This is a genomic window from Aquimarina sp. MMG016, from assembly GCF_018100805.1.
In the GTDB taxonomy this organism is placed as follows: domain Bacteria; phylum Bacteroidota; class Bacteroidia; order Flavobacteriales; family Flavobacteriaceae; genus Aquimarina.
In genome coordinates this window covers 108513-121408 of sequence record NZ_JAGJEA010000016.1, presented here as the reverse complement: position 1 = coordinate 121408, position 12896 = coordinate 108513, and the positions used below count along the sequence as shown (strand labels likewise).

Genomic DNA, 12896 nt, shown 5'->3' with positions numbered 1-12896 from the left:
TAGGAATTAGGAATTAGGAATTAGGAATTAGGAATTAGGAATTAGGAATTATGAATTATGAATTACGAATTATGAATTACGAATTATGAATTACGAATTATGAATTACGAATTATGAATTACGAATTATGAATTACGAATTATGAATTATGGATTATGAATAACTCCTTTATGATATAAGTTCTCGAAGCCAAATGTAACCGCAAATCAAAAGTTTTGAAGTGGAATTTAATCAGGAGTTTTTATGTACTTTGGGAGCTAGGCTTTTGGCCCAGCTAATGGCATCAGTAAGGTTATCAAAGCTTTGAATTCTATTTTTCATAAAAAGTTTTTCAATCAACATATTCAGGCGCCCTCTCTTGGTATTGCTCACCACAGCATAAGCTCTTAACTTATAATTATTGCTATAAAACTTAATCCAATCACTTGGTTTTACAGCATAGGAATGTATTCGATTAGATATGTATACAATGTCCCGCCCATCATTTTCATACAATTCTGCGATATCTGCAGCTACAATCTTGCCGTGATAATCCCACGTATATAAAACACCCTCATTGATCTCTGCTATAATAAAACCATCAAAGAGATAATATATACCAAAAGGATACTTTAATTCCTGTATCGCATCCTTATAAAAAGAAGATTCCTTTACATACTCCATCGTACATGTAAAAATATGCTAATCAGCGAACTAAAGGACAAAAATAAATCTTAATTATGAATGAATAATCGATAAAATGTTCTAAAAACAGATGAAAGACCAAGAATACTTATCTAACTAATTACATTATAAACAATTAGTTAACAATATCTGATTTACGAGATACATCTGATATCCGGTATTTTGTTTAGATGGAGATCAGAATATTGGGGTACAAAGCTTAATCAAAATATCAAAGCCTTGATCTTATCGGCATAACCCCTACTTACTTTTACCTTTTCCTGGTTGGATAAAACGATCATATAACTCTTGCCATATTTGGTTACCTCCTTGATCTTATCAAGATGTACAATTGTACTACGATGAATCCGTAAAAACTGTTTAGTATCCAGTTTTTCTTCCAAGACACTAATCCCATGATTACTGATAAAAGTATCTGAAACGGTATGCAGTTTTGAATAATCGCCATAGGCTTCGACATGATAAATGTCATTAGTAGCAATGGTTACATATTTAGTACCTTTCTGAACAATAATACGTTCGGGATATTCATGTTTTTGTTCTATATGTTCTTCTGCCAAAGAGATGATTTTATGTACTTCGCTAATACGAGCAATGGCAGCATCAAAACGTTCTTTGGTATAAGGCTTTAAGAGGTAATCAACTGCATGTACTTCAAACGCTTTTAGGGCATATTGATCATAAGCTGTGCTAAAAACAATCTGTGGGAGTTCTTCCAGATGCTCCAGGACATCAAATCCAGTCATCCCCGGCATCTGAATATCCATAAAAACAAGATCAGGTTTAAACTCATTAATGATCTTGACAGCATCCACCCCATTATTGGCTTCACCTAATAGAATAAGATCTTTATGTGGCTCGAGATATTCTTTAATTAACGTACGGCCCGATTTTTCGTCATCGACTATAATTACTTTTTTCATTCTAAAATGTCATTCTGAATTTAATTCAAGATCTATTTAATTAAACCTGTTTTGTGGATTCCAGATCAAGTCTGGAATGACAAATAGCGTTATGAAATTTTTAAATTACTAATGTATACCTAAAAATCAACAAGCTTACCCACTCACCCCTCAAATACTCACAAACTCCAAGGCTAAATGCTAAACTGTACCACTAATCCCCTAGGGTGATTATCAAATAGAAAAAGCCCTGAATTATATATCTTTTCTAGTCTTTTTTGGGTATTGCTTAATCCTACTCCAGTCTCCATCATCATGGCTTTATCTTTGACTCCGACTCCAGTATCTTTGATCTCAAATAAAAGCGTTCCTTTATTTTCTTCTTTAATAGTAATTGTAACACTTCCTCCTTCGGTTAAAGGTGAAATTCCGTGCTTTATCGAATTTTCAACCAAGGGCTGTAATAACATAGGGGGGATTTGGCGACTCAATAAAGATTCCTCAACATCAATATCGATTTGTAAACGATCTTCGAAACGTTTCTGCTCCAGATCCAGATATTTACGTACAAAATCCAGTTCGTCTTTTAATGACACTAAATCTTCTTTACTAGCCTTGAGCTGATACCTGAACAAATCTGATAAGTCTGCAATCATCTCACGGGTACCTTCCATCTCTTTGGGGATGCCGGCATTAATCGTGTTAAATACGTTATACAAAAAATGAGGGTTTAGCTGTGCCTTGATAGCACTGAGTTCGCTTTTTAGTGCAGCATTTTTCAACTCGATCTCATTGCGAAGCTTCTTTTGATTACTCACATAATACTCATAAGCATGAAAAATGGAAAACTCAATCATATAAATCAATGCAGGAATGTATATATCCCATTTTTCTGCGTTTCCTTCTAAATGTTTCATATCGAACCCTTCACATACCCAATAATAACCTTTCCAAGCCATCATAATAAAAAAAGGTAAGGTAACTACATGAAGTAATAAACGATAGTTAAGTGGCCACTCTTTACAAACCCTAAAAATCAATATCCAAATAATAGCTGTGGCTATCAACATCATCATATATTGTAGTCCAGCGCTATCGAACCACTCCCATAGGTTAAAAAGCTTTTCCCATTTATTCGGTTTTTCCCAATAAGAAGTCCATAGGGTAAATCGATATATAAATGATAATATTAAGTATAGTGAGATCACCGCTGTTATTTCTCCTAACTTGATACCATATATTCTTTTATTCCACATAGTAATGATTCTTTTGATCTATACGATCCTCGTGAAGATAGTAAAGTTTCTAATTTATTATTTATCCTATTATCCAGTATAGGTCAAAAATGCAGATTATTGATGTCCTATAGGGTTTCAACAAAATTATTTATAATCGATGTGGGAATAAAGAATTTATCGACCAATAGTCCAATAGCACGATAGATTGCCCCTGGACAACTTATCGATTCATTAGGCAACTCAGCAGATACTCTTTTGGAAACTTTGTAAAAGTCTTCACCTTTGGGTCAAACAAAAAAATATGAGATCGTTTTTATTTAGTTTAATATTTATCATAGTATGCCAAATGAGTATACTGAATGCACAAACATTAAATGGAAAAGTGGTAGACCCTGAAAATAATCCGGTACCCTATACTAATGTTATTCTTAGTGACACTAACCAAAAACTGGTTAAAGCAGGTATTACAGATCAAAAGGGTAATTTCTATTTAAAAAACATTCAGAACAATACGTATCAACTATCCATAAGTAGTTTGGGTTTTACAACCTATACTAGGGAGATTTCCATTAACGGAGATAATATAGATTTAGGTACCATTACCCTGAAAGAAAATACCGAAGCGCTGGAAGAAGTAAAAGTAACTGCCAGAAAACCTATTGTAGAGGTAGAACCTGATAAAACTGTATTTAATGTTGCAGAAACTATTACATCATCAGGAAACAACAGTTTAGATCTTTTAAGAAAAGCACCGGGAGTAAGAGTAGATAATAATGATAATATTATTGTAGAAGGGAAAAACGGAGTTCTAATTTATATTGATGATCGCCAAAGCTTTCTGCAAGGTGATGATCTTACGGCCTTTTTACAATCGCTACAGGCCGATGAGATTGAAAGCATTGAGATCATTACCCAACCTTCTTCACGTTATGACGCAGCTGGAAATGCCGGAATTATTAATCTTCGTCTAAAGCGTGAAAAAGGATTAGGTACCGTAGGTAGTTTTTCTAATACTTTGACTTATGGAGATTTTCTTAGAAACAACGCTCAAATCGGAATCACAACCAAAGCCAAAAAGTGGAATTTCAATGCTAATTACAGCAATTTTACAGGACGCTCTACCGGATTTATTAATCTGTATCGTATACAAGGGAACAATATTTTTGATGCTCGCTCAGCGTCTGAATACGATGTAACTAATCACAATATCCGTACTTCTGCTGATTATGTGATCAATACTAAAAATACCTTGGGGGCCTCAATCAATGTGTCCTTAAGAAATGCTGAATCCAGAACGAACTCCCGCACCCCCATTATAAGAAGGGCAACACAACAAATTGATAGTATTCTGTTGGCTCCAAATAGTAGCGAGAATAAAAGCCTGAATCTCAATACCAATCTTAATTATCGTTATAAAGATACGTTAGGAAGAAGTCTGATGATAGATCTCAATTACGGACGATATGTAAGAGACCGGTTTAATAACCAACCCAATATATATGTGACTGCTGATGGAAACATATTGAATGAAAATATAACAGCTCAAGATACTCCTATTGATATTGATATCTATGTGGGAAAAGCCGATTACGAACAAAAATTGGGTAAAGGAACTTTATCCCTAGGATCTAAACTATCATTTGTAAAAACTGATAACACCTTTGACTTTTTCACCAATGAAAACGGAGTAAGTAACCTGGATGAAAGTCGTAGTAACAACTTTATATATGATGAGATGGTAACGGCGGGGTATGTCAACTATAATTTTGCAGTTAAAAAATGGAAAATACAAGCGGGGCTACGAATGGAAAATACGCATTCTAAAGGGGATTTAACTTCGAGCAACCAGAATAACAACAAAGCGGTAGAACGGGATTATACAGATTGGTTTCCATCGGGCGGAATTACTTATCAGGCATCTCAAAACAATTCATTGGCGCTAATTTATAGTCGTCGAATTCAGCGTCCAAACTATCAGGCATTAAACCCATTTGAGTTTCAGTTAGATGAATTGAGTTTCAGAAGAGGGAATCCTTTTTTACAGCCTCAATACACGAATAACATAAAGTTGTCACATACCTATAAGTATACACTTACCACAAGCCTAAGTTATTCATATATCAATGACTTTTTTGCTCAAATCACCGAGGCTGAAGGCGAAAGCAGAAACTTCATTAATACTCGTAATGTTGCTAATCAGGAAATCTATAACCTAAGTGTATCCTATCCCAGAAAAATTAATGAATGGTGGAATATCTATGTAAGTGCTTATCTATATTACAGCAATTATAAACCTACGGATCCTTCCTTTATTCCTGTAGATCAAACTACCCATGGTGGATATGCACAAAGTACGTTTACACTTGGTAAAGGATTTACTTTTGAGATAAGTGGTTGGTATAGTAGTCCATCGATTTGGGGTGGTACATATAATACCGAATCTCTTGGATCTCTTAATGTAGGACTACAAAAAAAATGGGATAATTGGACTATAAAATTAGCAGGTAATGATATTCTATATACCATCCCTTGGAGAGGAAGAACTCAATTTGGAGATCTTTTTATAGATGGTCGTGGAGGTAGTGATAGTAGAACCGTACAGCTATATATAGGTCATTCTTTTGGCAATAAAGATGTAAAGACCAAAAAGCAACGTAAATCAGGTCTTGAAGACGAACAAGATCGTATCGATAATTAATTATAGGAAGTCATTCATCCGTCAAACAAAACCAACCAAATATATTTTATCTAATAGTGAGCAGAGTTAAGAAACTAATCACCACGATTATCATCTAGTCCCTAACTCTGCTCAAAATGACATACCTTAATCCCTTACCCTCTTTTTTTAAGTTATCTGGATTTAAAAAGATTATTCAGCAGGGATGCGGTTCTTTTTATTTTAAAATTCTCTTACGAACCTTAATTTACAAACCGCACTACCAGATTGCTCAAAATATTCTAATCGGATATTGTGATATCTACCTACCAAATCCACTCGTTTAGTATGCGTTTTTGCTTTTTGTACCTTCCATTCATTAATAACCATTTTACCATCTATAAACAGTCGAACTCCATCATCTGCTTTAAGTTCTATACGATAACGACCAACGGGAAGAGGCACTTTACCCCACCATCGAGCAGAAAAATTATTAGACCCTACTCTATCTAATCGATTACCTGCTCCCCAATCAAAATCAATTACAGGCTCGAAACGATAGGCTGCCGGTACATTGCGATCCAAGTCAGAACCTTCTGGTGCTTTTTCTAATGTAGTACCTCTATAATATTCTCCTAGATATCCTTCTGGTAAAATCTGAAATCCAAGAAAGGCACTATAGGTATTCTGGAAATAATCTACCTCGATGGTTATATTTCCACCTTGGTGTTCATATACCTCACTATAATTCTTAGTTATACTGGGCTTCCACCCATCAATCAACTTAATGCCATTAATCTTTAGTATTACGCCATCGTCTCCCTTAATATGAAAACGATATCTTCCTACCGGTAACCATACGGTTCGTTTTGCCTTTGCAGAATAGGTATGATTAGCCAATTGAGAAGGCCTGGATCCCGGTAAATCCGAAAGGTCATTAACTTTGGCATTCGCTATAAATGTGTCAAAGTTGATTCCATCATAATATGTCACATCCCACTCTGTTTTTTTAAGCTCAAAGGTAAACCGTGCACTCCATCCCATATTAGCATATTCTATGGCGACATCGTGAAACCCAGCTTTTAACCATACATCTTTGTTCTGAGGGTCAGGCCCAGTGGTATGATGGTCTTCTATCAATTGTTTACCATTAATACTTAGCCTATGGCCATCATCAGATTGTAGTTTTGCATTATAATACCCATCCTGGGCGATGAATATTCTTCTACGCATGTGTACACTTACCTGATCTGTTTTCAAGTTTTGTGTCTGACTAAAATTATTGAGTAGTTTATCTATTTTATTAAAATTTAATCGCCAAGGTTCTGAGGATCCGTCTTGATATTGATCTATAAGCTTAGCCTTACCTGTGAGTGCCAGGTTCCTGAAAACTACATAATTAATATCCGGACTACTATCTTTTCTCATATCCCATCGAATGGGATCTTGATGCACGTCTGTTAGCCAAAATTGTTCTGACCACCCGAAATGCAGCGCCGCCCTGTAATATGTTTTGGATCCCATCTGTGGTATTATATCCAGATGACGATATTCTACCTTAACTTGATGTGTACCTTTAGTAATGGTCACCGGATTACCTGAAGCATTATTCTGATTCCAGTCATCTAAAACTAATTGATTAGCAACCCAAATACGACATCCCCCGGTATGTAATGCATGAAATTGATAAGTGCCCCCTTTAAAAAACAAATTTGCTTTGGATCTCAAAGAGAAAACCCCTGGTTGTTGACTGTTGATTGCCGGAGGTACATGACGCCATTCTAATCTGGTTTTGGTATCTATAAAGGTATTTGCAGGATCTCCAAATAAGCTATCATTAGTAAATATCTCGTATGTAAAATGGATAGGCTCAATGTCTAATTCTACTACCGCGCTTCCTTGGTTTTCATAATACTCTACCCTTAAAACGTGATCTCCTCCGGTAAGATAATGTTCTTCTGTATAGCTTTGTGCAGGTTGATTTTTCCAGGCGTTAATGACCAAGCGATCATCTACATACAAACGTATTCCGTCATCACCTTTTAGGTGAAAACGGTAATATCCTTCTTTGAACCGTTTTAATTTGGTAAAACGGATAGAAAAATCATTCTTCAGGGGCAATGAGTTGAGATCTATCAGCGGGTTTAGTGTAGTAATTGGCAATTCAAACCTTAATGCACTACCTGCTCCCCAATTATAATCTAATTCATCAATTTCTGTAGGCACAGGCAATGTTACGGTCTGATTGATCAAGAAGACTTTTATTTTAGCCTGCACGCTATTAAGAGGGCTACCCATTAAATGTTTATTATCATAATATTCTACCAGCCATTTTTTTTCATGCTCAGGATTTGCCTGATGATCAATCATAGTAAATGCACTATGTGAATAACGTCTGTACCAACCATAGGGCATTAACAAATGCCCACCATATTCGGGACCTAATTGATGTGCGGTAGAATTGGCTCCTCCCCAGCTATTACGAACGATAAAAAAACCACCTTCCATATCTTTATGTAGGTCGTTTCTATCTATAAACCCAATAATAGTAGTGCAATGACTTGACCCAATACCTTTGGAATCCAAAGGGTTCGGCATTGTAACCGTACCTGTAGATGTACTCCAACCATGAACACCGCTTACCAGTCCTACACAGCGTCCGGTTTTTAATGTTTCTTTAACCGCAGCAATATCTCTGGCAGGAAGCGCCACAACCTGTCCGTTTTTATAAAACTGAGCTCTATCCATCGCTTCATCAGGTACAGGGAGATGTACATAATTAGATCCCATATTGGTGCCATTGTATGGCAAATACGCTTCTTCACAACCGCCATACTCTGCATAATGTCGTAATGCTGCAAAGCCACTATATCCTCCTGCCCCAAATAACTGTCCTCTTTTAGAATACCAAAAAGTAAGCTCTTCTGATAAGTTTATAGGTTGGTTTCTAGGATCTCTAAAATATTCCATACCTTCAACAACAGCAGTAGAGCAAAATGCAGTACAGCTCCCTCGCCCACCTTGGTTACGTGCATCTCCAAAATATGGACGTAAATCTACCGCTGCTATAGCTCCAAAGTACCAATAGAAAATCTCAGGGTAAATATCCCATTTTTGTATATCTTCTAATGAAGCTATCGGAATATCATCCAGTCCTAATTCTGTAACAAAACGATCATAATCAGGGTCATCTGAACTAAGATGCCCGGTAAATTTTGGTTGTTCTACGTGTTCTTTTATGACTTGTAATTTATCCTGCGGAGTGGTTTGTATAGCATAATTGATCAATTGTGTAAGCGCCAGTTCTGACACTTTCATTTTTTTAGCTTCTTCCTTTAGAGATAAACCATCCATTGCCATTTCTACCAATACCTCCTTATTAAAGATTCCTCTTTTTTTTAGCGCATTACTCAATCTCTTTTTAGCAATTTTTTCTTTTCCCAGATAAATCTCTGTTCCCCCTATTTGCAATCTTTCTGCTATATCATCTTTTTCAAACCCATAAAGATAATCATCAATTGGACTAATAATTGAATGCCCTAATTCCTGTCCGTTGGTAGCTATTGATAAATTAATAACTTCTTTTACCGCGGCACTGCGTTTCACTCTTGATGCACCTAACTGTTTTTCGTTATCGTGATCAAAAACCTTAATGACTAGTTCTGGCCCACCCTTTTCTTTACTTGTTTTTTTAAAATCTCTATCTGTATAATTAATAATATATCGTCCTTCATGATCTGTGATGCAATTTCCTAATGCATCCTCGCCATTGACATCCAGGTCAAAAGCTTTTACAGTTACATGAGAAAGACCTTCTCCTTTTGCATTAGTTATCTTGCCGGTGATATTCCAAGTTTTCATATGTTTGGTTTTAAGAGTTTCATACTCTTTAATGTGTTTTTACCTAAAAAGGTTAACATCACATATGCGGAATTTTCCAACTAATTAGAAAACATAAAAAAGTTAACTATTAAAAAATGAAGTAATAATAGGGGTAACATTTTTGGTGTTCAAGACACTAATGGTGATTGTAAACTTAAGTTGATTTATGAAAAAGACATTTTTACTACTTCTTATTACCATACTTACAGGTATCGGAACATATGGCCAAAAAACAAATGCGACCCTTATATTTAAAAATGGCATCAAACTAAGAGGTCTTGGTACGGTCATTAATGATGGTGATGTTAAGTTTAGGGAATCCAAAAAACATAAACGAGTGTATTATAGTTTTGACAAACTGGATTCTGTAATGGTCTATGATACAGATGTCGTCTATACCTATGTCCGCAAAAAAGTAAAAGACAAGTTGGAGCGAAAGGTATTACGGGTTGTAGCCAAAGGAAAAAAAGTAACGCTATATAAAGTAGTTATAGAAGGATACACTGATACTGGAATGGGTCCCAGTTTTGGCCATCACCATTCTATCAGCGGTTATTATGCGAGCAAAGAAGGGGAAAAAGAAGTAACCCACCTGGGGTCCTCAGGGTTATTTAGCATTAATTTTAAAAAAGCAGCCTCCAAATATTTTGAAGATTGCCCTGTTTTGGTGGAAAAAATAAAGAACAAAAAATATAAAAAACGCAATATCTTAGAGATAGTAGAATATTATAATAAGGAATGCAAGTAGTTCTTTGTCTGACGGCATAGATATCGCATATTTAATTATAAGACCATACAAATCAAGGGTACTCTAATTCATGGTTTGCTAAAGAATCTGAATCTGCTATTTTGATTAATCCCTAACCGCCATTGCATTGACAGTAATACGACTATTAATAGGAGTAGGAATATTCTGAAACTCCAGCCCGTTTCGCCAAATTTTTATTCTTTGATCATCGGGAACCATATTACCTTCTTCTTCTTCTGTAAGAATTTTTTCTGTCATTCCCATCACATAAACATCACCCTTATAAATCGTGACACTTACTGCGCGTCCCTGGATAGTGGGTTCGTCTAAAAATGAAATTACTCCATTTTTCCATAAGGCAGGAGCTGGATCACCACTAGTAACTGTTAACGGATTACTTCCAGCGATATAAACATCCGTATTATCGACATACAAGCTTTCTGCCGCTGTATAAAAGGATTCTCCGTTATTCAGATCAATTTCTATCCCATTTTCCCAATACTTGGCAAGGCTATTACGATCATAACCTTCTCCTATAATGTAAACGTTTCCGTTTTTGGCCACAATTCCGGAGGCATTTGTACGATAATCCTCATTATTTAAAACCGTGGCAACTCCATTTTTCCAATAGATAGCTCTACTTATATTTACCGTTTGATCTCTTATCAGACCACTAACATAAACATCATTTCCATCTACAAAAACAGATAAGGCGTTACTCAACGTATTTTCTAAAGTGGTACGTATTCCGTTTTTCCATAAACTAGCAACACCAACACCATTCAGAAAGCTTAGACCACAAGCATAGACGTCATCTCCCGACACATAAATACTATTAATAGTAGCTTGCTCTGATGGGTCTGTTTTTAAGAAAGGGATTCCATTTTTTAGAATATGAGCTACGTCATTCTCTAATTCATTAATTGAAACGTATACATCATTATTACTAACAAACACATCTGTACCTCTGCTTCTACCAGAAATATTACTTCTAGAAAGTTCTACAGGTATACCATTAGCCAATAGCATTACTTTGTCAATAACAATAGGATCATCTTCATACCCAATAACAAATACTTCTGGGGTAGCATCAGAAATAATAGTATCATCGTCTGACTTACAGGATACAAATGGCATCATGATTACTAAAATCATCATATATATACATAACTTTCTCATAAACTCAACAGTCGTTAAATTGAAATAATTTTTAATATTTACTTACTACTAAAGAAGTAGTGGTTTGCTTCTACAAATGTGTAAAAACAAATCGTCATATTTACCCCTGAAAACAAGGGTATTTGATGAGAAAATATATAATGATAAACTGTGTTTTTCTTTTGTTTAAAAATTTTATGTTTTGAAATCAGGGGAGCATATCATTCTCTATTTGGATACCAGGCGTTCTGTAAAGAAAAAGAACCTTTTATGTAGTATTTAAAAGCGTCTACAGTATAAAAACCTGATAATAACCTTGGGAGATCGTCTGGAACATATGGATCAAAATAAATCTGTAAAGGTGTTTTAATCCAAACATCATCCACAAACAGCGTTTCTGTATTTACTATTTCTACATATAGATATACTTCGTCAATTTGTGCATCTTTTATGCTGTTTACTCCTTCATATAACGCATTAAGATATTCTTTTTTTGACTTTTCAGAAGCATCTTTTGATATCTGAGAAGTTTTTACCAACAGTAATAACTTATTACCGTTTTTCTTTATGATATAGTTGGTTAGCGAATCTTCCTCTATCTCTAAGACCCCTTCCATATGATTTCTAAGCCTTTCAATTTCTGATGTATCCGGATGAGGCCATGGGCGATTTAATTCTTGTGTTTGTCTATATATCAATCTACCAACAGCCTCTTTTTCAAATTCTTTTGTTTCATTTATTAAGTAGTGTAGTGATTGTGGATATTGCTCAAATAATAATTCATAAAGCACTCTATCTATTTTATCCAAATAGTAGAAATATGAAGAAAATTTAGGGTCATAAATTAACTTGTACCTGGATATAGAGTCTGTTTTCTTTACATGATTCATTATACCCGTATAGGCCATATTTAAGGAGGCTACATATTGTGGTATTTTTTCTTTTAATCTATAGGTATTGAAAAGATAACGTAGAGTATCCCCTATTGGATAAATTTCAGACAATTGTTCTCTTTCTGTAACATAATACATTAGGTATGGATCTTCTTCATATTGATCAAAAAAACTAAGGATATCATTATGTCTTCTCGTTAACCCTTCCACTGTATAATTAGGGTGCTCTATAGTATCTCTGTTATGAACCGCTGTTACTTTTGCATATATTGTACTCCAGTACCTAGCCAGGCTTTTTAATTTAGCATACTGATAATCCAGGTCTCTGATTACATCCTTTTTGGCCCTTATTATATTTTCTTTTGCTTCTTTCTTATGTAGATACCGATCCTTAAAAAATGTAAAGCTGGTAAATAGTAGTATAATACAGCTAAAGATTACGAGAATTCGAAACCAGGTTTTCTTAGTATCCGATGTTTGCATAAAGTTTATAGTTTTAGTCCGGTATACCAAATAAGCCCTATCTGATATAAAAACAAAACAAATATGCAAAAACCTATTGTTTTGTACACCCCTGAAAACAAGGGTATCTTAAGAGTAATATGTAAATACTCCGGTTGATATGGATTTACCCTTTAAATCTGTATTAAAATATTAATATTCGTTTTAGCAACTGAAACTTATATTTCATAAAGTTTTTTAGGTGTTTCATAAGTTAATACTCTTCCAACTTTT

8 protein-coding genes are annotated in these 12896 nt (G+C 35.0%); 2 read left to right on the top strand and 6 right to left on the bottom strand.

What is annotated here, in order from left to right; genetic code table 11:
* Positions 1-231 precede the first annotated feature (231 nt).
* The 3 genes from J8M14_RS21205 to J8M14_RS21195 form a co-directional block, all read right to left on the bottom strand.
* The gene (locus tag J8M14_RS21205) at positions 232-663 is read right to left on the bottom strand and encodes a hypothetical protein (protein ID WP_211076831.1); all 432 of its coding nucleotides are present in this window, start codon (positions 661-663) and stop codon (positions 232-234) included.
* Between the two features lie 224 nt (positions 664-887).
* On the bottom strand, positions 888-1607 hold the full coding sequence (locus J8M14_RS21200; protein ID WP_211076830.1) for a LytTR family DNA-binding domain-containing protein: 720 nt from the start codon (positions 1605-1607) through the stop codon (positions 888-890).
* Positions 1608-1780: 173 nt separating this feature from the next.
* Positions 1781-2842: a histidine kinase gene (locus J8M14_RS21195; RefSeq protein ID WP_211076829.1), complete on the bottom strand. Its 1062-nt coding sequence runs from the start codon at positions 2840-2842 to the stop codon at positions 1781-1783.
* Between the two features lie 328 nt (positions 2843-3170).
* Here J8M14_RS21195 and J8M14_RS21190 point away from each other — a divergent pair, with 328 nt between their 5' ends.
* Positions 3171-5522 carry a TonB-dependent receptor gene (locus J8M14_RS21190; protein WP_211076828.1) on the top strand — a complete coding sequence of 784 codons (2352 nt, stop codon included), beginning with the start codon at positions 3171-3173 and terminating at the stop codon, positions 5520-5522.
* Positions 5523-5723: 201 nt separating this feature from the next.
* On the opposite strand, the gene J8M14_RS21185 is transcribed toward J8M14_RS21190, so the two are convergent.
* Positions 5724-9341 carry a PA14 domain-containing protein gene (locus J8M14_RS21185; protein WP_211076827.1) on the bottom strand — a complete coding sequence of 1206 codons (3618 nt, stop codon included), beginning with the start codon at positions 9339-9341 and terminating at the stop codon, positions 5724-5726.
* Between the two features lie 187 nt (positions 9342-9528).
* On the opposite strand from J8M14_RS21185, the gene J8M14_RS21180 reads away from it, so the two are divergent.
* A complete protein-coding gene (locus J8M14_RS21180) occupies positions 9529-10110 on the top strand; it encodes a hypothetical protein (RefSeq protein ID WP_211076826.1) in 582 nt (193 codons plus the stop codon).
* 105 nt (positions 10111-10215) lie between these two features.
* Here the strand turns inward: J8M14_RS21180 and J8M14_RS21175 are convergent, their stop codons facing one another.
* Positions 10216-11289 (bottom strand): hypothetical protein, encoded by a 1074-nt coding sequence (locus J8M14_RS21175; RefSeq protein ID WP_211076825.1) that lies wholly within the window; start codon positions 11287-11289, stop codon positions 10216-10218.
* A gap of 200 nt (positions 11290-11489) precedes the next feature.
* Positions 11490-12644 carry a hypothetical protein gene (locus tag J8M14_RS21170; protein ID WP_211076824.1) on the bottom strand — a complete coding sequence of 385 codons (1155 nt, stop codon included), beginning with the start codon at positions 12642-12644 and terminating at the stop codon, positions 11490-11492.
* Positions 12645-12896: the final 252 nt, after the last annotated feature.